We start from the raw sequence: 21816 nt of genomic DNA on the forward strand, positions 1-21816 counted from the left end.
TGCGAAACCATCGCAGGCCGCCGTAGAAGACTCGGGCTGGTAGCCTGAGTAAGTCCAAGAATCCTGCCGCACGCCCTTTATGTACGGATTTGTCAGGAGTCCACAAGAGAAACCCCAGGTCAGTTTTTTCGCGATACTAGTAAAGTCCCGAAATCAGGCGAAAATCCGTACATAAACGGACATTTCTGCCAATTCGCGTGGTTCTTGGTGCAAAGCCGGACTATTTGCTGAGGCTTCGGCTTCATTTAGTACAGTTGAAGCATGGTAATTGTATGGCGGGGTTGGTACTCTGGTTACAGCAGGAAAACTACTCCAAAGGGGGCTCTGAAAGGGAGGTGGAGATGGTGGATCGAACGCCGTAGAGGTAGGTTCGCGAGCAACTTCAAGGGGAGGTTGCTTACAATCAAGGAGGAAAGAATCGTGAAATCAAAGGGGGATTGTATGGACGCTTTTGACGTGGATACGTCTGCGACGAATTTGAGCCGCCGACAGTTTATGAAAGGCAGCTTGGCGGTTGCCGCATCGGCGGCAGCGCTGAGTGCTTTCGGCTGCGCTCCGTCGACCAAGGTCAAAGAGGACGAAGGCGCCGCGATGGCGGTCAACCCGGAAGAGGGCGGCACGTGGGTAGCCGCCGCCTGCTGGCACAACTGCGGTGGCCGCTGCGTGAACAAGGTTATGGTGAAAGAGGGCGCGGTCGTTCGCCAGAAGACCGACGACTCGCACGAAGATTCGCCCACCTTCCCGCAGCAGCGCGGCTGCGTGCGCGGCAAGGCGCAGCAGCAGCAGTGCTTCGGCGCCGACCGCATTCTGCATCCCATGAAGCGCAAGGGCTGGAAGCCCGGCGGCGGCGAGAACGCGAACGGCCAGATGCGCGGCAAGGACGAGTGGGAAGTCATCAGCTGGGATGAGGCCATTGACCTGGCCTGTCAGGAAATCAAGCGCATCAGCGACAAGTATGGCCCCACGGGCTTCTACTGCAAGTCGCCCGACGCTTCCATCAACGTGATGTGCGGCTGCGTGCGCGGCTGGGACACCACCTCGCACGGCACCTACACGCTGGGCTCGGATATGATTGGCCTGCCGTCCACCGACATCGGCAAGGCGAACGACCGCTTCGACCTCATGAACGCTGAATACATTATTATGTATTCCTCGAACCCCACGTGGTCGGCCGCCGGCACGCCTACCTATTACTTCATTCAGGCGAAGGAAGCGGGCGTGAAGTTTGTCACGGTTGACCCGCTGTACAACGCCTCGGCCCAGATGCTCGATGCCGACTGGATTCCCGTGCGCAACGGCACCGACATGGCGTTTATGCTGGCCACGGCCTATGAGATGCTGCGTCTCGACCAGGAGGAAGGCAACATCGTTGACTGGGACTTCCTCAACAAATACACGGTGGGCTTCGACGCCGAGCACATGCCGCCCGACGCAAAGCTGTCCGAAAACCTGAAAGACTACGTCATGGGTACCTACGACGGTACGCCCAAAACGCCCGAGTGGGCCGAGCCCATCTGTGGCGTTCCGCCCGAGCAGGTGACCGCGTTCGCGCGCATTCTGGGGAAGAACAACAAGACCATGCTGCTGCACAACTACGGCATGGTGCGCTGCAACGGCGCTGAAATGATTCCGCAGATGCTCATGGCGCTGGGCGCGATGGGTGGCCACATGGGCAAGTCGGGCCACGCGTGCGGCGGTGCGTATCACGCGAACTGCGGCAACTACGGCCCGAATCTGGTCAAGGCTGGCAGCGCGAAGAAGCCAAAGACAAAGAACCCCTGCTCAACCGGTGTGCGTCAGCCTCAGCTCTACGACCTCATTTTGGCCGGTGGCGGCGAAGTGTTGGACGTGTCAAACTCCTACGGCAGCTTCCACGAACCTATCCCCACCACGCTCGGTCCCATCAAGGGTATCTTCCACGTGACGGACGCGACGCTGCAAACCTCGCTGCACCAGAAGGCCGGCATCGAGGCGCACCGTGCCGTGGACTTCGTGCTTACGCGCGCGCAGTTTATGACCACGAACGCTCTGTACTCCGACATCATCCTGCCCGTGACCACCGAATGGGAGCGCCCCGGCAGCGTGACCACGTGCAACCGCGAGTTCGTGTACTGCTACTCGCAGGTGACCGAGCCGCTGGGTGAAGCCAAGACCGACCAGGAAATTGGCACCCTGCTGCTTGAGGGCATGGGCATGGACCCGAAGCTTGCCTACGACACCTCGGAAAAGCAACAATTCTTCGAGCAGATTGCCGGCAGCCAGGTGATGGGCGCCAGCGGTGAGATGGAACCGCTCGTTACTATTACGGCCGACGACATCAGCGAGTGGGGCGTGGAAGGCGAGCCGCAAGAGGGCATCATTTCGCTCGCCGACTTCGTGGCGAACGGCGGTTACCAGTTCGAGCGCACGTCGGACGACGGCCACGGCTTCATCGGCTACGAGGACTTCGTCACCGACCCCGAGGCCAATCCGCTTCCCAGCGCCAGCGGCAAGCTGGAAATTTACTGCCAGGCGCGCTACGACCTTATGGCCTCGTTTGGCTACGAGGGCATCGAGCAGTACAAGCCGTATCCGACCTATGTGGTGCCGGTCGTGGGCTACGAGTCAACGTTCAAGGACAAGAAGATCGGCGGCGAAAAGAGCGAGTACCCCTACATCATGTACAACCCGCACTACCTGCGTCGTTCGCACTCCGTGTTCGACAACTGCCCGTGGCTGCGTGAGACGTGGGCAAACCCGGTGTTCCTGAACCGTCAGGACGCGAAGGATAAGGGCATTGCGGAAGGCGACACCGTGCTTATTGAAACGCCTGCTGGTAAGGGCCTGCGCCGCGCCGCGCTGATGGATATTCTGCTGCCGGGCGTGGTGGGCGTGCCCCACGGCGCGTGGGTGGACGTTGACGAGGCGACGGGCATCGACCGCGCGGGTTCCGACAACTACCTGATTGGCGCCGAGTACGGCGGCATGGGTGTGTCGGGCTACAACAACCAGATTTGCAACATTAAGAAATACGATGGCGAAGCGCTTGAGGCGGATTGTGATTGGCCGCAGCGCATCGTGTCCGCATAGGTCCAAGGGGGATATGACTCATGGCTATTGGATACTATTTCGATATGACGAGGTGCACGGGGTGCCGTGCCTGCCAAGTTGCCTGCAAGGATAAGAACAGGCTTGACGTGGGAACCATCTACCGCCATGCGGGGACGTTCTCGGTGGGGGAGTTTCCCAAGGTGAGCGCGTATAGCTACTCGGCCACGTGCAACCATTGCGCAGCGCCCGCGTGTGCGGCCGCGTGCCCGCAGGGGGCTATTGAAACCCGCAAGGACGGCGCGGTGGTTATCGACCGCGAAAAGTGCACGGGCGATGGCTCGTGCACGAAGGCCTGCCCGTACGGCATTCCGCAAATTCTGCCGGACGGCAAAGCGGGGAAGTGCGACAGCTGCTACATGATTCGCGAGGCGGGTGGCCAGCCGGCGTGTGTGGCGGCGTGCCCCAACCGTGCGCTTGATTTTGGCGACGTGGACGAGCTGACGAAGAAGTACGGCCCGGATTGCGTGAAGGAAATTGCCATTCTGCCGTCCGCTGAAACCACCAAGCCAAACACCCTGATCAAAGCCAAGGAAGCCGCAAGCGACCCAGCTTTTGTTGAGGTTAATTGGTAAGAGCGGTTAGTAGCTGTCTGTGTTGAGGCACCTCAGAGTTCGTCCGGACTCTGAGGTGTACAGGGGCTGTAGCACAACCCCTTACCTGCCAGGTTGACCGTAGGGCAAGGGCTCTGCCCTTGCCGTCAACTACGTTTGACCTGGCAGGTTTATTCTGACTGAGCGGCAAGGGTAGAACCCTTGCCCTACAAAGTACCGGTAAATTGGTACACTGCTCTCACACATGAAACCGCCCGCTTCGGCAGGCACTAAGGAGAACCATGGACGAGCATACCATCGAACAGCTAGGGATGCGGCTTGCGAACCGGGCGTATCTGCAGCGGATTTTTCACATTGTGTTTGGCGCTGAGCCGAGCGCCGAGGAACTTGCCACGCTGGGGTCGCCGGAAACGGTGGCGCAGTTTCACGCGCTGGCCGAGGTGTTCCGCCAGGACGACCTTGGCATCTGCATGGAATCGATTGCCTCGTCGGCCGCGGAAGTGCTAGCCGATGCAGAAAAGCTGTGTGCCTCCTTGGGCGATAGGGCCGATGACGCGGCGTACGTGGAGGCGCTCAAGTCTGACTTCACGCGCCTGTTTTTGGTGCCGGGTGAAGCGTATGTGCACCCTTGGGAGTCGCCCTACATTGGCAAAGAGGTCATGCTCTTCCAGGAAAGCACGCTTGATGTGCGGCATCGCTATGCCGAATACGGCTTCAAGGCGGTGGAATTCGGGCATTTTCCCGAGGATCATGTGTCCATGATGATGGACTTCCTCGCACACTTGAGCACGCGCGCGTTCGACGCGTTCGGCGACGGGCGGGACGACGAGGTGCGCCGTATCCTCCTGTCGCAGCAAGACTTTGCGCGCGAGCACCTTCTCAACTGGCTGCCAGCGTTTCGCGATAAGGTGCACGAGAAGGATACGCAGGGAGTGTATCGTCGGCTGGCGGATGCGCTCGTCGCGTTTCTCATGGTGGACGAGTGCTTCGTGGAACAGGCGCTGGCGGAGATCGGGTAAGTATTGGGACGCGCGGGGAAGCAAAGGGACGAATCGTGAATTTGGAAGCGTATCGAGCAGCATTTGATGCGGTGCAGGCCGATTTTGAGGAAGCTGTTGCCGCGTGCGGTTTGCCGTTCGAGCGCGAGGAATCCCAGCCGCGTGTGCGTCGCGCTGCGGCGACGTGCGGTTTCTGCGAGAACAGCGGTGCGAGCCTGGGGAAGGGCTGGCTGTCGCCGTCGTGCCGAGCGTGTCGCACGGGCGAGGAAACTGCGACGTTTTTCATCTCGCTCAAATGCACACGGAACTGCTATTTCTGCTTCAACGTCAACCAGGAAGACTACGAGTATCATCGCACGCATGAGCGCGCGATAGCCGCTGAGTTGCGCGCTGCCCACGCGGCGGGCGCGAAGTTTCGTCACCTTGCCGTGACGGGTGGCGAACCGTGCCTGCATCCGGACGAGTTGCTGGCGTTTTTGCACTGCGCGCAGGAGTTGTATCCCGAAGCGCGCACTCGTCTCTACACGAGCGGCGACTGCTTGGACGACCGCTTGCTTGTCGCGCTGCGCGACGCGGGCTTGAGCGAAATCCGCTTCAGCGTGAAGATGGAAGAATCGGCTGATCAGCGATGGGAAACGCTCAGTAAGATAGCCGAGGCTGTTGGGGTTATTCCCGATGTGATGGTGGAGATGCCGGTGATCCCCGGCACGCTTGATGAGATGCGCGAACTGCTGGTGCAGTTGGACGAGCGCGGCGTGCGCGGCATCAACCTTTTGGAGTTCTGCTTCCCGCTGGCCAACGCCGAAGCGTTCGCGGCGCGTGGGTTTGAGCTGCGCCGCAACCCGTACGTGGTTCCCTACAACTATTGGTATGCCGGTGGCCTCTCCATCGCGGGGAGCGAGGCGGAGTGCCTTGAGTTGTTGCGGTTTGCGGCGGAGAAGGGTTTGCGCCTGGGTGTGCACTACTGCTCGCTCGACAACAAGTTTTCCGGCCAGATTTACCAGCAGGACAAACCGTTCTTGTTGGATGATGCGTTCGCCGCGCACTACGCCTGGCTTTCGTTTGACAATGCCGACTACTTCCTGAAATGCGCCAAGGTTTTTGGCGATGATGTGTCTACGGTCGAGCGCCTGCTTGGCGAATTGATAGAGGACAGTGGAGACACTCTTCGAAGCGCCGACAAAGCCTTCACCAGCGGAAGCGCCCCCGAGGCCGCTTTCGAAGATCGTATCCACAAGGACTCCGCCATCCCTGAACTCGCCTTCCCCCTGGCCTGGGCTTCCATAGTTGCCGAAGCGCTTCCCATGGTTGAGTTGGGAGTAAGCCTAAACGTCCTCGAACCAGACGAAACCTCCCTCCACCTCCGAGAAGTAGCCCTCAACCCCTGGCACCCCACAGAAGGCGAACACTCTCTCTTCTACGCCGCCAACTAAGGCGTGCTATCGCGCCGGAAAAGAGTGACGCGCTATCGCGCAACAAAAGTGTGACGCGCTGTCGCGCTACTAATTACGCCAAGAGGTTACCCGCTTTCCTATCACTATGACGCGGGCATGTTCTCCTATAGTTAACATACTTGTTTGGTAATCCTCGTAGGGACGCTCTCCAGAGCGTCCGCTCCGCCGAAGGCGGAGAATACAACCGCGACCTGCGTTTTCGCGCTTCGCGCGAACGGCGCTTCCCTAAAGGGACTAGGCGCTTCGCGCCGTCGCTGCTAACGCCGCTACGGGGGTTATGCTAACTGCACGTCAACGCCTTCAAGCCAGTCAGCCCGCGTTATAAAGTTAGGGTAGGCGGGATGCTTTTGGTGTATTCGCCAGCGCGATAGCGCTTCACCTTTTTTGGCGCTCGGCGGAATCACAGAAAACGCTTACTTTCCGCCCGCACCCCTGGCAACTTTGCTAGCTTTCGCGGGACCCGTGGGCGTTGTAGGATGAGGGTAGCTCAAGGAGAGGCGACCCCCAATTCGCCGATGCTTTGAAGGGGGGATGCGATTGCCCCACACACCACACCTCAGAGGTCTGGCAGCCTCGCTGCCGCGCAAACGCACACGGCCTTCCTGGAATTTCCCGAGGGGCCCGAACGCCGCACGTCGACGTTCGGGCCCCTTTTCACGTAGTTGGTAAATTTGCTAGCTAGGCGCACACTCCACCAGCGCGTATTGTGCGCGGTGGGGGTTGCCTCTTCATAAAGCGGCATGCATGGACATGAACGCGAAGAGGAAGAAGGGCGAACCATGTCGAACGTCGAGTACAAACGCACGCTGTGTTTTGCATCCCATGCCAACTGCGGTGTTCTGGCCACGGTGGAGGACGGAAAAGTTGTCAAGCTTGAGGGTGATCCCGATTGCCAAGTGAGCCAAGGGCGCGTGTGCGAGCGCATGGACTTCCAGCTTGACTGGCTGGACCACCCGAAGCGCTGCAATTATCCGCTGAAGCGCGTGGGCGCGCGCGGTTCGGGCAAGTGGGAACGCATCACGTGGGACCAGGCCATGAAGGAAATCGGCGAAAAGCTGCGCCAGCTGGCCGACGAATACGGCCCCGAGTCCGTCATTTTCTCCCATGGCACGGGCCGCACCGATGAGTGGTACGAGTCGCGGTTCTTCAACCTGTACGGCAGCCCGAACCTGGCTATGGGCGGCTCCGAGATTTGCTGGTGCCCCACGTACACGAACGAAAGCGCAACGTATGGCCAGTTCGCCGCTGCCTTCACCGCGGCCAAGACCGGCTGCGTGGTGCTGTGGGGTCACAACCCCGCCCAGTCCGGTGACTTCCCGGAGCACTGGGGCTATCAAGACCTGTTTGAGCAGGACCCGGATGTCAAGCTCATCGTGGTGGACCCGCGCTGCACCGAATACGCGCCGAACGCCGACGTGTGGCTGCGCCTGCGCCCCGGCACCGACGGCGCCATGGCCATGGGCTGGATGAACGTCATCATCAACGAGGAACTCTACGACAAGGAATTCGTCGAGTCCTGGACGTACGGTTTCGAAGACCTCAAGAAGGCCGTGCAGGCGTATCCTCCCGAGAAGGTCGCCGAAATTTGCTGGGTGTCGGCCGACAAGATTGTGGAAGCCGCGCGCATCTTCGCCACGTGCCTGCCGGCGTATCTGCCGTGGGGCCTGGCCACCGACGCTATCGGCCGCAATCAGGCGCAGGCCAACCGCGCCAAGGCGTGCCTGAAGGCACTCATCGGCATCAACAAGGCTGGTCAGACTTACCTCGCGCCGCCGAACGACGTGTTGCCGCACGCCACGTTCGAAATGCCTGAGGTGCTGCCGAAGTCCCAGCGCGACAAGCAGCTGGGTGCCGACCGCTTCCCGTTCCACTCCTGGCCCAGCTACCAGAAGATCTCCGACGCGCAGAGCCGCGTGTTCCATCATCCGTACTTCTTAAGCCAGAACGCCACGTGCGCCCAGAACTGGTGCGCGGTGAGCGAGGCCATCCGCACCGGCAAGCCATACCCGGTCAAGGGCCTTATTGCTCAGGCATCGAACCCGTTCTCCAACCTGTCCAACACCCAAGACGTGTACGAGTGCGTGAAGATGCTGGACTTGGTGGTTGACCACGAGTACACCATGACGCCGCTGGCTATGCTGTCCGACTACGTGCTACCCGCCGCAGGCTGGCTTGAGCGCCCGCAGCTGTGGGGTGTGGGCGGTGGCGGCCCCTGCATCACGGGCGTTGCGCTTACCGGCGAGGCCGCGGTGCCGCCGCTGTACGAGCGTCGCGACAACTACGAGTTCTGGCGCTCCATGGCCGAAGGCACGTTTGACCAGGAGACCGTGGACAAGTACTGGTCGTGGCAGACCACCGAGGAAGCCTACGACGCCATGCTGGAGCCGCAGGGCACCTCGGCGCGCGACGCCATTACCAACCCCGTGTTCAACTCCTCACCCGAGGAATGGCACAAGATGAATGACCCGAAAACGGGACAGCTGTATGGCTTCGGCACCCCGACGGGCAAGGTGGAGCTGCGCTCGACCATCATCGAGGATCTGTTCGACGACAAGGAAGCGCTGCCGTATTACGAAGAGCCGTTCGAGTCGCCCGTTTCCACGCCCGACGTGGCCGAGGAATACCCGCTCGTGCTCACGGCCGGTTCGCGCGTCATGCCGTACTACCACTCCGAGTATCGCCAGGTGAACGGCTGCCGCAACCGCTATCCCGAGCCGCACTTCCAGATTCACCCCGAAACGGCTGCCGAGTTGGGCATTGGCGACGACGTGTGGTGCTGGATTGAGACGCGCCGCGGCCGCTGCCTGCAGAAGGCGAAGCTCGATGCTGCCATGTCGCCCTACGCCATTTCGGCGCAGCACGGCTGGTGGTTCCCCGAACTGCCCGAGGCTGAGCCGTGGCTCGGTGGCTGGTTCGTGTCCAACATCAACATGTGCACGGACAACGACCCCGACAACTGCTGCAGGCTCTCCGGCGTGTACAACGTGAAGATTGCCATGTGCAAGGTAACCCGCGCCGACGACATGCCGTTCAAGAACCTGTTCAGCTAAGCACTACTGGCACTATCCATCCCCTGTTGTGGTGTCGGCGAAGGGCCTCCGCGCCGGCACCACCTCCCCAGAAGGCCGCGGTGGGGAAGCGCCGCTGCGGCCTTCAATTGAAAGGAACATCCCATGTGCTTTAGACCTTCTGCCGTCGACGCGACCGCGCCGACCAGTAAGACGTGCGCCCGGTGCGGCGCTACGAACGACGCAGCGGCTGCTGTGTGCGCAAGCTGCGGATCTGATACGTTTGAGGAAGCGCCCCTGAGTGCGCCAGGTGTGCCGGAAGCTCCTGCGGCGCCGGGTGTGCCGGGCGCGCCAGCGGCACCTACGCCAGCTGCGGCACCGGCGGCTCCTGCTGTTTCTGCCTACGGCGAGCCGCCGCACTGCGGTTCTGCGGGGAAGATTTCAACGCCGAAGGTGGCGCCGCGGTTTTAATCGTCCGACGGCCGGGGCTTGGGGAGCGGTTTCTTCAGGCCCGGGTCGTCGTCGGTACTCACAATGATGGAATTCTGGCGCGGCTCTTCAATGAACGGGTCGCAAAGGCCCAGGGCCGTGGCCACCGCCATCAGGTGATAGCAGCTGCTTACGTTGAACCGCTTCTTCAGCTTCTCGATGTGCATGCGCACGGTGGATTCCGAGACGTCGAGGGTGAAGGCAATTTGCTTGGGGGAGTAGGAGCGTGCGAGCAGATCGATGATTTCGCGCTGGCGCTGCGAGAGGGCGGGCACCATGCTGTCGGGTCCACGCACGGAGTCGACGACCAGCATTTTGCCGCTAATGGAGGCCATTTCAGGTTGAGCGGCCCAGCGCGGCTCGAACTCGGTGCGGATGACATACAGGAAGGACGCCATGTCATCCATCTGGCATTTGAGAATGAACTCGCCGTCGGCGCTGTACACACAAAGGGTCAGCATGGCGTAGCATCATCCCTTCAAGGATGCTCGGGATCTCCCGGTAGATGCTTTCAGTATAGGAAGCCCGCCCGCCTCCCACAATCTATCAAAACTGATAGGGTAGGGCTGCTCCCACCCAAGCACGACGCGCTGCCGCGCGGGCAAAATGTGATTCGCGTTCACGAGAATGGCAAGGGGGATACTGACGGCGCTTCTCTCAGGATGGTGGACTGAGGGAGTGGGGGAGGTGGCGGGGCAATGGTAGAATGGGGGACATGGGAATTACAGTGAATATAACGGGGGACGCGCACGAGACGAGTGCGCGGGTGCTTGCGCGCGCGAGTGCGGGCGGAACCGAGACGGTGCTGGTACTGCCGTCGAACGATGAGGTGCTTGCGCGTCGGCGCGACCTTGCGGCGGCGGGGTCGCTCCTGCGCTTTGGCGTACGTGTGGCCACGCTGGCGTCGTGGGTGGCGGACGTGTGGGAACTCTACGGCGACGGGCGCGCCCTGGTGAGCGCCGTGGAACGCGCGCTGCACGTGCGCTGCGCGCTTGCGGAGGCGAACGTGCAGATGGCGGCCACGCCGGGTGTGGTTGATGCGCTCGGGCGCGCCTTCGCGCGCGGGGCGGGGCTGCCCTCGTTTGCCGCTGCGGTTACGGGCTCGCTGCCTGAGGGGTGCGCGCTCACTGAATCGGAGGAACGTGTGCTTGCGGTGGCGCGCGCTTACGAGGCGCGCTTGGCGGCGTGTGGGCTGGTTGAGCAAGGGGCTGTTCTCTGCGCGCTCGACCAGGCCGAGGTGGCATGGCCAGCGGCTGTGGTGGTGGAAGGCGCGACGGTGCTTGCGCCTGATGAGGCCGCATTCTACGCACAGCTTGCGAAGCATGCTCAGGTGACGTTCTGCGTGGAAGCGCCCGCTGGCTCGCGCTTCGACGTGGCACGCTCGGTGCGCAAGGCGCTTGAACAAGCGGGCGTACAGCCGGTAGTTAAGGTTGACGCGCAGGAAGGCGAAGGCGCGGATACGCGATGCGCGCCTGAACTTCGCGAATTGGCGGCGGCGCTCTATCATCCGGACGCGACGCACCCGGTTGCGGCTACGGGTGCCGTGCGTGCGGTGCTGCCGGCGGGGCGCTATGCGCGCGCCCGGTTGCTGGCTGAGGCGCTTGCCGGCGCGGGGGAGGCCGTGGTTGTCTGCACCGATCCGGCGCTGCGTTTCGAGGAGTTGGCGCCGCGCCTGGTGCCGCAGGGCGCGGTGGTGGAGGCGTCGTATTCCCGCCGCTTCGACGAGACGGACTTTGGGGGCGCGCTGCTCACGGTGTCTGAGCTGGTGGCAGGCGGCGCTGAGGAACCCCTCGACACGTTTGCCGCTGCTGACCTCGCGCTGGGCAGCGTTGCCGGACGGGGTGTGCGCACGGCTTACGCGCTCGACCGCACGTGGCGGCGCAATCGCCTGGTTACCTGCGACAGCGTGCTCGGCCAGTTGTGCGATGGCGCGCCTGAGGTGGCTACAGCTCTTGTTGAGGCATGCAAGAGCGGCCGCTTCGTCGAGGCGCTTGATGCCGCGGAGGCCCACTACTACGCGGTTCGCGGCTGTACGCAGGCATTTCGTGCCGAACAGCTGGCGGCGGTACGCTGTGCACGCCGTGTGTTCGAGTCCGCACACGCTGCGGGCGCAGGTGTTGACGAGGCGCTTTCGGTGCTGGCAATGCAGCGTGTGCACGTGCGGGTATGCGCAAGCGGCCAGGAACGGGACGAAACGTGCGGTACTTCCGCCGCATCGCCAACCCGCGTGCGCGTGATGAGCTTTTCCGAAGCCGCACGCTGTGCGCCGGGCAGCGTGGACGTGGTAGTTGTTGCCGACCTCAACGCCTCCGACCAGCCAATACGAGAAACCCGCACGTCAATAGATGTGCTGTTCGAGAAGCTGGGCTGCGCCTGTGAGCGCGACCCGCTGTTCGAAAACCGCGTTCGCCTGCTTGCCCTCGTGCGTGCCGCACGCCGTACGGTGCTGCTGGAGCGCGCGCTCAACAACGCCGAGGCCGACCCGGCCTATCCCGCCGTCATGTTCGAAGACGTGGTTGACTGCTATCGCACCAATCCCGCGAACGCGCGCGAACTCGACAAGGTGACGTCGCTCGCGCCGGCGCTTCTGCCCTTCGCCCTGACGGCGGGCGAGGAAATGCTCGAAGAAAACCTCATTCCGCGCGCGGGCACTTGCGCCGCCGCCCAGGAAAGCAGCAACCGAGAAGCGGTCACCACAGGTGTGCCCGCCACCCCAACCTCCGACTTCACGCGCGTTGGCCCAGCGGGCGCACCCTACATCGCGCTTCCGCGCGCGAGCGAGGCCGACGGGCGTGCGCTGCTTTCGCCGTCCAGCATTGAAAGCTACCTCGAGTGCCCGCACAAGTGGTTCTCCCTGCGCCGCCTGCGTCTGGCCGAGGTGGACGCGCGCTTCTCGGCGCGTGAACAGGGCACCTTCGCCCACGCGGTGCTGCACACGTTCGGCGAACGCTACGCGGCCGATCACGGTGGACACAAACCGCGCGTGGGTGACCTTGCTAACGCTCGCCCTGTGTTCGACGATGTGTTCACCAGCGAAGCGGCCCACCAGTTCGACAAAGACTCCCGCGACGATCCGCTTATCCCGCTCACCGAGCGCGAGCGCCGCCAGATGGATGACCTGCGTAGCGCCCTCCATAGCTTCCTTGAGCGCGACGCGGCGCTCCTGCCCGCCTTCGAGCCCGCCCACTTCGAGTTCACGTTCGGCAGGGAAACACCCGTGGAGTATGCTGGTGTGCGCCTGCACGGCTCCATCGACCGATTCGACGTGGACGCGCAGGGGCGCGCCGTGGTCATCGACTACAAAAGCTCGCTTTCGGCCGACTACCACCTGCTGCCCTCGCAGCCCGCCACCCCCTTCGCGCTGCCCACCAAGGTGCAGACGCTCATCTACGCCCAAGCCGTGCGCCGCATGCTGGGCCTGGACGTGGTGGGCGCGCTGTACGTGCACATGCTGCGCCCCGGCTCCCAACCGGTGGTGTGCGGCGCGTACGACGACACGGTGCTCGGCCCGCACGACTTGCTGGATATTTCACCTGCTCGCAACGCACTTTCGAACACCGGCTTCACCATGTTCGGCGCGCTGCTCGACGCGGTGGAAGACCTCGTGGGTGCCGAACTTGAGCACCTGCTGGCGGGCGAGATTGCCCCGTGTCCCCGCACGCCGCGCGCGTGCGACTTCTGCCCCGTGTCCGTGTGCGAGGGAAGGACGCGCTCGTGAACTTCGACACCTTCACCCCTGCTCAGCGGGCCTGTGTGGGCCATCTCGACCGGCCGTTGTTCGTGGCGGCCGGCGCCGGATCGGGCAAAACCTTCACGCTGCAGCAGCGCATCGCCTACGCGCTTCTGCCCGACAGCGGCCCGGCGCTGGCGTCCATCGACGAGGTGCTGGCCATCACGTTCATGGAAAAAGCGGCCGCCGAAATCAAGGCGCGCGTGCGCTCGGCCCTGCGCGCGGAGGGCATGTTCGAAGAGGCGCTGAAGGTTGACGGCGCGTGGATTAGCACCATCCACGGCATGTGCGCGCGTATTCTGCGCGAAAACGCGCTGGAAGTGGGCGTTGACCCGGCGTTTTCCGTGGTTATGGAATTCGAGGCGGGGCGCTTGCGCGACCAGGCTATCGAAGAAGTGCTGCGCGCCGAGGCGGACGGGCGGCGTTTCGCGGCCCTGTTTGCGGAATACGGCGCCACGCCCTCGGGCGGCCCGGGCGTCGACACATCGGTGCAGGGCATGCTGAAAGAGTTGCTGGCGAAGGCGTCGTCGTATCGCGAGGGACTTGCGGCCATCGACCTGGGCGGCGAGCCGCCGGCACCCTCGTCCTGCGTGCGCGAAGTGCTTGCTGCCTATGAGGAAGCGTGCGCGCTTGCCGCGGTGGCGTGCGGCGGCAAGAAGCCCACGGCGCGCCAGCTGGAGACGCAGGCCGCGGCCGAGGCGGCGCGTGAGGCGCTGAACGCGTTTGTGGAAAGCGGCTCACAGGATGCCGCTGAGCTGGGACGCGTCTTTGCGTCGTGCGGTCTTCTGCGCAAGGACGGCTTCGGGAAGGCTGCCGGCGAGGCGGGGCAGGAGGCGGCGCTTGCGGTGCAGGCGGCGCTCGACAAGGTGCTGCGCACGCTGAACCTGGCGCGTGGCCGTGCCTACGCCGACGTGCTGATGGCGCTCGCGCGCGAAGTGGAGGCCGCCTACCAGCGCAAACTTGACGCGCGCGCCGCGCTCGACAACGATGGGCTTCTGCGTCGCACGTTGCATGCGCTCTCGGCGCAGCCTGCGCTGGCGCAGCGCTACCGCGACCGCTTCAAGCTGGTCATGGTGGACGAATTTCAGGACACGAACCAGTTGCAGGTGGACCTCATCGAGCTGGTGGCCGGCACCGACAAGCTGTGCACGGTGGGCGACGCGCAGCAGAGCATCTATCGTTTCAACGGCGCCGACGTGTCGGTGTTTGAGCGGCAGCGGGCGCGCGTGGCTGCCCTTGGCGACGAGGCCTGCTTGCGCCAACTGGACGACAACTTCCGCAGCCATGGAGATGTGTTGGCGTTCGTGCGCCGCGTGTGCGGCCAGGACCAGGTGTTTGGTGAACGCTTCCTTGATCTGCGCGCTTCGCGCGGTGGCGCGAGTTCGTTCAAGGGGACGGGCGCGCGCATTGAGGTGCAGCTGGTGTCCTACGAGGGCAGCAAGGAAGCGTGCGGCGCGGTGGCGGCTGAGGCCGCGGGCATCGCGCGCCGCTTCGCCGAACTGCGCGATGCGGGCCACGAGGCCTCGGAGATGGTGGTGCTGCTCGGCAAGATGAGCGCGGCCGACACCTACGCTGACGCGCTGCGTACGGAAGGGTTCGCGGTGGTGCTCGGCGGCGGGCGCAGCTTCTTCGCGCTGCCGGAGGTGTGTGCCGTGGAGAATCTGCTGAGTGCCCTGGCCGATCCGGCCGACACGCGTGCGCTCTACGCAACGCTGACAAGCCCGCTTTTGCGCCTCACGCCCGACGACTTCGTGCGCCTCTCAACCGTGATTGACCAGGTGACGGGCGAGGTGCGCCGCCAAGGTATCGACCGCGGCCTCATGGCGCTGGTCGATGCGGAGGCTCAAGAAGCGTGCGTGGCGGCGTTGGAAGGGAAAAGTCTCAGTGAGGACGCAGGACGCGCCGCCGAAGACGCGCCGGTTTCCGCCCGCCCGCCCTTCGTGGCCCCGCTGCCCGGCGAGCCCTCTGAGCGTCTGCGGTTTGCGGCGCGCCTGTTCGCTCGCGCCCGTGCCCGTATTGCGTGCGAGCGTCCTTCCCAGGTGCTGATGAGTGTCATCGCCGATTCGGGGTGGCTCGGCCGCCTCGAGCGCGCCGGCGTGGAGGGTGCCGCGGCAGCAGCCAACGTGCTCAAGGCCGTGCGCATGGTGGAAGAGATCGAGCGCACGCCCGGCTACGGCCTGGCCCGCACGGCGCGCGACTTCCGCGAGCAGGCCGCCTCAACCGCGTGCGGCCCCGGTTCGCTTTCGGTGTCGGGCCAAAACGCCGTGCGCATCATGACCATCCACAAGTCGAAGGGCCTGGAGTTTCCCATCGTGGCGGCCGCTTCGTTCGAACCGACGAAGCGCTCCTGTTCGACCTTTGCTGCTACCTCGGCCGACGGGCGCGTGCACGCAGCGCTCAGTGCGAAGCGCACAGCCGTGTGCCACCCGAAGAAAATTGCGAACGGGTTCACGTTCGAAGGCACCGACCCCGCCGCCGCGGCCGATCTTGCCGAGCGCGCCTGCGCCATCGCGAACCGCGAGTGGCACGAAGAAGTGGCCGAGGCGCAGCGCAAGTTCTACGTGGCCTGCACGCGCGCAAGCGAGTATCTGCTGGTCTGCGGCCTGGTAAAAGTGGGGAAGGATCCGCTTGCGGGCTATGCAAACACGCCGGTGTTCGACGACGTGCGCCACGCGCTGGTAGGCGAAGAAGACTTTCCGGAAGGGGAGGCCGATCTAGACTTCGGCGGAAGCGCTCCACTGCACTTCGAACGCGTGACGGTGTGCGCCGACGATGCAGCGGAGGTGGCAGAAACCGAGGCGGAGGCGCCTGACACCTATACCCTGCCGTCACTTGCGCCGTGCGCGCCGCTGCCGGTGGAACCCGTGCGCCTCCGTGACGACGTGTTTTCGTACTCGTCCATCGCGCCGCACGAGGATCATCTACCCCTCGCTGAGCGCGATGACCTTTCGGGGGCGGCAGCACCCAGCCGCGCTGCGCAGCCTGACGCAGATGCCGACCTCGTCGATGCCATCCCGGTATCCGACACCACAGAAGCCCCCGCGCCTCCCTCGGCCACCGACCTCGGCACGGCCTTCCACCGCCTCGCGCAGCTGGCCATCCTTCAAGCGCCCGCACACGAGGGCCGCCTCGTCGCACCCCCGCGCAAGCGCATCGAGGCCCTTGCCTGCAGCATGAAGCTGGGCGATGCCGAACGTGCCCGCCTCGACGCCGCGCTCGAGCGCTGGTTCACCTCGTCAATTGCCCGCCGCGCCGAACAGGCAAGCACCCTACGCGCCGAAGTTCCCTTCCTCGTGGAGGTGCCCCCGGCGCAACCCAGCGAAGCGCTCGCCTACCTCGAAGGCGAAATTGACCTGCTCGCGCTCAACAGCGACGGCACGCGCGCCTTCGTCGTGGATTACAAAACCGGCGGATCACCCGACGAAACCCCCGAGCGCCTGCACGAAAAGCACCTGCTCCAGGCTACGTGTTACGCCTACGCCCTGCTCACCCAAGGCATCCACCAGGTGGAATTCGCCTTCGTCCGCGTCGAGCGCCCAAGCCCCAGTAACCCGGCCGAGCCCCAAACCGTTCCCTATACCTTCGAGGTCGCCGACCTGCCCGCGCTTCAGCGCACCATCCAGCAGGCCCGCGCCCGCGCCGCGCGCTCCTAGCAAGCTCCTCTCCAAACACACCGCACCCGCCCCCCGGGGAGAAGGGCGGGTGCGGACAGCCAATCAAGCGGCCTGGTCACACGTTAGGCACGCGCATCGTAGGGGGACAGATGCGTGTGTGCCAGCCGCTCAATTGTTATCGTGACGGGCTCCAGGTCGCGAAAGCCGTAACTTTGCAGCCGCTTCGCCGCTTCGGTCGAAATGCGAATTTGGAAGCGCTCGATATCGTCCACCGTAATGGCAATGAGGTTCGCCCATATCCGCACGCCCTCGCCGATGCCTTCGAGCGGTGCGGCCGCGCCAGCAGCTGAATCATACCCGCCCGCGTCCGCAGCCTCAGCTGCCGATGTCGCGCCCGCGCCATAGGGAGGCAACACGCCAGGTTCGCCATACGCGCTCCCACCATACGCGGCCGCCCCGGTCTTGCCGCGGCCCTCCCGGCCACCGCGCTTCTGCTCGCGGATGGTAAGGCCAATCTCGCCTTCGGTGAAGCCGCGCGTCATCAGGTCGATGGAGGTATCCTGCGAAAGACCGATGATGCCTTCCTCATCGTCCAACACTGTGCAGAAGTACAGCGTTCCTGATAAGGTGCAGGTGTCGTTGTCCATGCTCATGCTCCTTTCCGGCCGCTCAGCGGCGCTTCGGCTCGCGCACGGAAAGCTTGGCCTGGGCCGCAAGGCTATTCACAAAGCGGGCGACCGTCTCGCTCCAGCGCTCGAATTCCGCCAGCGCGGCGGCAGGGTCGCGCGGTGCACCCTCGCCGCGGTAGTAGCGACGCATAAGGGTGTCGGTCAAAAGCGACAATTCCGGCCCGCGTTCAGCCGCTTCCTTAACGGCGGGCGGGCTCACCATCACCGCCAGCGAGGCCGCACGATACAGCAGGTAGAACGCCATGCGCACCTGTCCGTCTGCCTCGCCCGCGCCGCTGGTCGCTGCCTCATCCATCAGGCTACGCGCCTTCCTCATCAGCTCAAACGAGCTCTCATAGGTTGTCGCCATGCCGCCTCCCTCGTGTTGCCCCGTATAGTGCCCTGCCTCGCGTCCCGCGCGTGCGCTTACTCGAACAGTGCCGAAAGCGCGTTGTCGTCTTCCACGTCCACCACGTCGGCGTGCGTGATGCGGTCGCGCTTCTCGAAGTGATACACGCTCACGTCGTCGCGCGCCACGTCGCCGTCTTTCACCAGGCCACCAAGCGTGTGCAGCACATGGTCGGAGTGCGACGTGATAAGCACCTGCTTGCCCTCGGCGGCCATGTCGGACAGAATGCGCGTCATCGTGCGCTGGTAGCGCGGATGCAGGTGCGTCTCCGGCTCCTCAATCATCACGAGGGAACCCGGCTCAGACAGCGTGCCCAGCACCACTGACGCCACGGACTGATTCACGCCGTAACCCGAGTTTACCGCACTCACCCACATGCCATCTTCGGCCAGGTCAATGACTACGCTCGGGCCGCTCATCACGTACGGGCTAATTTCCACGCCCAGCATGCGCAAGCGCTCGCTCATCACGTCGAGGCGCTTCTGCATCTCGGGGTAGCGCTTGGACTCATTGATGCGGTAGATAATCAGGTTCGACAGCCACTCTTCCAGCGCCGACGCGTCGCCCGCACGGTTCGAGATGTCCTCGATGGTGGGGTTGCCGGCCAGAAGCGGGTAGTTGTACTTCGTGAAGCCGCGGTTCGACGACAGATACAAAGCATTCTCAAACCAGGAGAGCAGCTTCTTCTGGCGCGCCACGGTGGCCGCCGGGTCGTCGGTGAGGTACGTGCCCGCCCCATAACCGCCTGCCGCCACCGGCAAGAACAGACGACCGGACGCTTCAATAACGCCCTCGGCGCGGCTGTCCCAGCGCCACGCATCCTCGCCGTTCACAGCGAACGTTTCCTCCACGCCGTCCTCGCCCACGGAAAGGCGGTAGCCCAGCTGCTCGCCGTCAATGCGTACGGCAATGTCAATGCCGATGGGTGTCGACGTGTCGTGGCGGTAGGCCACTTCGCGCAAGTCACCCAGGCGCAGCAGGTAGTCGTTGAAGCTGACCTCACGGCGCTGCAGGCTCTGCTTCACGAACGCGAGCGCCTGGATGACCGTAGTTTTGCCGGTAGAGTTGAAGCCCGTCAGCACGTTGATCTTCGAAAAGTCGAGGTCGGCGGCCTGCTGAGCCTTAAAGTTATCGAGATGGATGTGTTCGAGCATGAGGGGCTCCTTCTAGTCAGTAGGTGGTAGGGGCTGGGCGGGCGCACGGACAGCATGCGCCTCACCGCGCCCGGATAAAGCTGGTGGGAGGGCGCGCGGGTGCCAGTGAAAGAGCACGTGTGGGGCACCACTTCACGCAGTCGCGACACCCCACGCACACGTACCCTTCGCGCGGTACCGCGCGGCCGTCAACAATCGTCAGGTTGTCGCGGTCACACTGATCCACGCACGCGCCACATCCGCGACACGCACCCGATACCTGTATGAGATAGGGTGTTTCCACGGGCCCTCCCTTTCAGATCGCTTACTTACTTCGTGAAGGTGTTGAACGGCGCCGGGGCCGCCTTGTACACCTTGCACTGCGCCAACTTCATGTTGTACACGCCGGTCAGCTTGCAGCAGTTCTCAACCTCGTTGTCGGTGCACATGTTGATGTTCGACATGAACCAGCCGCCGAGCCACGGATCCTCTTCCGGCAACTCGGGGAACCACCAGCCGTGCTGCGCCGAAATCACCTGCGGCAGAATGCCGGCGTCCAGCTTGGCGCGCTGCATGCAGCGGCCGCGCAACGTCTCAATCCAGCACCACATACCGTCGCCGATGCCCAGCTCGGCCGCCGTTTCGGGGTGAATCTGGAAGTATGGGTCGGGGTAGCGCTCGCGGCAACCTTCCACCTGGCGATACTCGGAGTGGTAGTAGGGCATGAAGCGCGAACCAGCCGTAAGAATGAGCGGGAACTCGGCCGCGATGTCCGGCGTGGACACGGGCGACTCGAACGGCTCTTCGTAGTACGGCACGGCCTCTTCGGGCCCGAACAGGTCTTCCAGAATGGTTGAGGCAATTTCCACCTTGCCGGTAGGCGTGCCGAAGCCAAACAGCTCGCCCGTCTGTGGGTCGGTGAGCTCGTGCCATTTGTCGGGCGAGGGGCAGAACACCGGGCGTCCCACGGTGTCGGCCGACTTCACGTTCAGCGGCTCCAGCATGAAGTCGTTGGCTTCCTCGGAGTCTTCCCATGGCCAATACTTCGCGAATGTTTCCTCGTCGAAGGTGCCTTCGGCCAGCGAACGCCAGAACGCGTAGTTGTCGCGGCGCTCGTACAGCGGCTCGATGACCTGGTCACCGGTGAGCGCCACGCCGGAGATAGCGGGGCCGCCACCGTTCGTTCCCCACACTTGCACGCGCTCAAGCCATCCGGCGGCTGGCAGCACGTAGTCGGATAGCATCGCGCACGGTGTCATGGTGTACTCGTGCGTCACCAACAAATCGAGGCGCTTCAGGCAGTCGTACACGTCCTTGGAGTTCGACAGGTTCGAAAACGGGTTTGACGCGAAGCAAATCATGCCCTTGACCGGGTACGGCTTGCCCGTCTTAATGGCCTGGCTTACCACCGACCAGTTCTGTGCGCACGTGGCGTCCTGGTTCAGGAAGTAGGGGTGATGGAACACGCGGCTCTGCGCGTCGGAGATTTTCTGGTAGCTGGGCCAGGAGTGGAAGGGGAAGCGGTCGGCGCCCAACTGCTTCTCGCGCTGAGACTTCGGCAGGATGCCGGGCATCTCAAGCTCGGCGAGCGGACGCACGTCGTTCGGGGGAGCGAGGTAGGTTTGGCCCATCATGTTCACGCCCACGAGGGCCTTGAGCAGCGCCTTTGCGCGGTTCGCCTGGGCCATGTTGCGGCCGATGGTGTCGGTGGGAAGGCCCCACGGCATGAAGCACGGGCGAATGGTGGCATACATGCGGGCCGCGGCGCGAATCTTGTCAGCCGGCACCCACGTGATTTCTTCCACCTTCTCGGGCGGGTAGGCTTGCACGGCCTCTTTCAGCTGGTCAAAGCCGTACGTCCACGTGGACACGAATTCCTTGTCATACAGTTCCTCGTTGATAATGACGTTCATCCAGCCCATGGCCAGAGCGCCGTCGGTACCAGGACGCAGGCGCAGCCATAAGTCGGCGCGTGCCGCGTACTCGGTGCAGCGCGGGTCAACTACAATCATCTTGGCGTTGGGGTTTGCGCCGAACAGCTGCTCGTAGCCCCAGTGCTCGGGGAAGTCGCCGCAGGCGGATGGGTTGCGGCCCCAGAACACCACGCACTGGGTACTGGGTGCGGTGGACGTGGCCGCGAACTGGCCAAACGTCGTGCTTTCAATGGTGTAAGTGGGGCACCAGCACATCTCCGCGCCGCCCATAGACTCGTTCGGGCTGCCGTAGAGGTTGAAGAAACGTGAGATATACCACTCGTCGGAGCGGCCGGTGCCGTGTGAGAACACGACGGTTTCGGGCCCCACTTCGTCGGCGAGCTGGTGCAGCTTTTCGCCAATTTCCTTACATGCCTGATCCCAGGAGATGCGCTCCCATTTGCCGGAGCCGCGTTCGCCCACGCGTTTCATCGGGTAATTCAGGCGCTTGGGGTGGTCGAGCCATTCCAGCTGAAAGCCTACGCGCTCGCACACTTTGCCCTGGTTGATGGGGCACTGCGGGTCGCCTTCCAGCTTGGTAATTTTGCCGTCTTCCACCGTGGCCAAAATGCCGCAGTTGGAATGGCAGCCAAAGCACAGAGCTTTTTTCACTTCTACGTCGGACATAGCTGTTCCTCTCTTTGCTCGTTGGTCTCGTGCAGACGGGTGGTCTGCGGGTCATGGTATCGAGACGCGCCG

14 protein-coding genes are annotated in these 21816 nt (G+C 63.6%); 8 read left to right on the forward strand and 6 right to left on the reverse strand.

What is annotated here, in order from left to right; genetic code table 11:
- Positions 1-441: 441 nt before the first annotated feature.
- The 6 genes from QNJ86_RS08800 (at position 442) to QNJ86_RS08825 (ending at position 9572) form a co-directional block, all read left to right on the forward strand.
- Entirely contained in the window at positions 442-3069 is a 2628-nt protein-coding gene (locus QNJ86_RS08800) for a molybdopterin-dependent oxidoreductase (protein ID WP_283832238.1), read from the forward strand.
- Positions 3070-3089: 20 nt separating this feature from the next.
- Entirely contained in the window at positions 3090-3662 is a 573-nt protein-coding gene (locus tag QNJ86_RS08805) for a 4Fe-4S dicluster domain-containing protein (protein WP_283832239.1), read from the forward strand.
- A 260-nt stretch (positions 3663-3922) separates the two neighbouring features.
- The gene (locus tag QNJ86_RS08810) at positions 3923-4660 is read left to right on the forward strand and encodes a TorD/DmsD family molecular chaperone (RefSeq protein ID WP_283832240.1); all 738 of its coding nucleotides are present in this window, start codon (positions 3923-3925) and stop codon (positions 4658-4660) included.
- 35 nt (positions 4661-4695) lie between these two features.
- Positions 4696-6072 carry a radical SAM protein gene (locus QNJ86_RS08815; RefSeq protein ID WP_283832241.1) on the forward strand — a complete coding sequence of 459 codons (1377 nt, stop codon included), beginning with the start codon at positions 4696-4698 and terminating at the stop codon, positions 6070-6072.
- Between the two features lie 800 nt (positions 6073-6872).
- On the forward strand, positions 6873-9143 hold the full coding sequence (locus tag QNJ86_RS08820) for a molybdopterin-containing oxidoreductase family protein (RefSeq protein WP_283832242.1): 2271 nt from the start codon (positions 6873-6875) through the stop codon (positions 9141-9143).
- A gap of 123 nt (positions 9144-9266) precedes the next feature.
- The gene (locus QNJ86_RS08825; protein WP_283832243.1) at positions 9267-9572 is read left to right on the forward strand and encodes a hypothetical protein; all 306 of its coding nucleotides are present in this window, start codon (positions 9267-9269) and stop codon (positions 9570-9572) included.
- Here QNJ86_RS08825 and QNJ86_RS08830 read toward each other — a convergent pair.
- Positions 9569-10051 carry a helix-turn-helix transcriptional regulator gene (locus tag QNJ86_RS08830; RefSeq protein WP_283832244.1) on the reverse strand — a complete coding sequence of 161 codons (483 nt, stop codon included), beginning with the start codon at positions 10049-10051 and terminating at the stop codon, positions 9569-9571. The two genes, QNJ86_RS08825 and QNJ86_RS08830, sit on opposite strands and share 4 nt — an antisense overlap.
- 254 nt (positions 10052-10305) lie before the next feature.
- On the opposite strand from QNJ86_RS08830, the gene QNJ86_RS08835 reads away from it, so the two are divergent.
- Both QNJ86_RS08835 and QNJ86_RS08840 read left to right on the forward strand, forming a co-directional pair.
- Positions 10306-13308 (forward strand): PD-(D/E)XK nuclease family protein, encoded by a 3003-nt coding sequence (locus QNJ86_RS08835; protein WP_283832245.1) that lies wholly within the window; start codon positions 10306-10308, stop codon positions 13306-13308.
- Complete coding sequence (locus QNJ86_RS08840) at positions 13305-16973, forward strand: UvrD-helicase domain-containing protein (RefSeq protein ID WP_283832246.1); 3669 nt, start codon at positions 13305-13307, stop codon at positions 16971-16973. The genes QNJ86_RS08835 and QNJ86_RS08840 overlap by 4 nt, the downstream gene beginning before the upstream one ends.
- An 83-nt stretch (positions 16974-17056) precedes the next feature.
- Here QNJ86_RS08840 and QNJ86_RS08845 read toward each other — a convergent pair whose 3' ends face one another.
- From QNJ86_RS08845 to QNJ86_RS08865, 5 genes are all read right to left on the reverse strand, one after another.
- A complete protein-coding gene (locus tag QNJ86_RS08845) occupies positions 17057-17581 on the reverse strand; it encodes a hypothetical protein (protein ID WP_283832247.1) in 525 nt (174 codons plus the stop codon).
- A gap of 22 nt (positions 17582-17603) precedes the next feature.
- Positions 17604-17972: a hypothetical protein gene (locus QNJ86_RS08850; RefSeq protein ID WP_283832248.1), complete on the reverse strand. Its 369-nt coding sequence runs from the start codon at positions 17970-17972 to the stop codon at positions 17604-17606.
- A 56-nt stretch (positions 17973-18028) separates the two neighbouring features.
- The gene (locus tag QNJ86_RS08855) at positions 18029-19165 is read right to left on the reverse strand and encodes an AAA family ATPase (protein WP_283832249.1); all 1137 of its coding nucleotides are present in this window, start codon (positions 19163-19165) and stop codon (positions 18029-18031) included.
- A 61-nt stretch (positions 19166-19226) separates the two neighbouring features.
- Entirely contained in the window at positions 19227-19448 is a 222-nt protein-coding gene (locus QNJ86_RS08860) for an ATP-binding protein (protein ID WP_283832250.1), read from the reverse strand.
- Between the two features lie 25 nt (positions 19449-19473).
- On the reverse strand, positions 19474-21744 hold the full coding sequence (locus tag QNJ86_RS08865; RefSeq protein WP_283832251.1) for a molybdopterin-containing oxidoreductase family protein: 2271 nt from the start codon (positions 21742-21744) through the stop codon (positions 19474-19476).
- Positions 21745-21816: the final 72 nt, after the last annotated feature.

This window comes from Gordonibacter faecis (assembly GCF_030077735.1).
Taxonomy (GTDB): Bacteria; Actinomycetota; Coriobacteriia; order Coriobacteriales; family Eggerthellaceae; genus Gordonibacter; species Gordonibacter faecis.

Bases quoted from the DNA above. Each gene is read 5' to 3' on its own strand.
- QNJ86_RS08830 (WP_283832244.1), bottom strand. From the start codon at position 10,051: ATGCTGACCCTTTGTGTGTACAGCGCCGACGGCGAGTTCATTCTCAAA.
- QNJ86_RS08865 (WP_283832251.1), bottom strand. From the start codon at position 21,744: ATGTCCGACGTAGAAGTGAAAAAAGCTCTGTGCTTTGGCTGCCATTCC.
- QNJ86_RS08805 (WP_283832239.1), top strand. From the start codon at position 3,090: ATGGCTATTGGATACTATTTCGATATGACGAGGTGCACGGGGTGCCGT.
- QNJ86_RS08800 (WP_283832238.1), top strand. From the start codon at position 442: ATGGACGCTTTTGACGTGGATACGTCTGCGACGAATTTGAGCCGCCGA.
- QNJ86_RS08850 (WP_283832248.1), bottom strand. From the start codon at position 17,972: ATGGCGACAACCTATGAGAGCTCGTTTGAGCTGATGAGGAAGGCGCGT.
- QNJ86_RS08825 (WP_283832243.1), top strand. From the start codon at position 9,267: ATGTGCTTTAGACCTTCTGCCGTCGACGCGACCGCGCCGACCAGTAAG.
- QNJ86_RS08820 (WP_283832242.1), top strand. From the start codon at position 6,873: ATGTCGAACGTCGAGTACAAACGCACGCTGTGTTTTGCATCCCATGCC.
- QNJ86_RS08855 (WP_283832249.1), bottom strand. From the start codon at position 19,165: ATGCTCGAACACATCCATCTCGATAACTTTAAGGCTCAGCAGGCCGCC.
- QNJ86_RS08835 (WP_283832245.1), top strand. From the start codon at position 10,306: ATGGGAATTACAGTGAATATAACGGGGGACGCGCACGAGACGAGTGCG.
- QNJ86_RS08810 (WP_283832240.1), top strand. From the start codon at position 3,923: ATGGACGAGCATACCATCGAACAGCTAGGGATGCGGCTTGCGAACCGG.
- QNJ86_RS08845 (WP_283832247.1), bottom strand. From the start codon at position 17,581: ATGGACAACGACACCTGCACCTTATCAGGAACGCTGTACTTCTGCACA.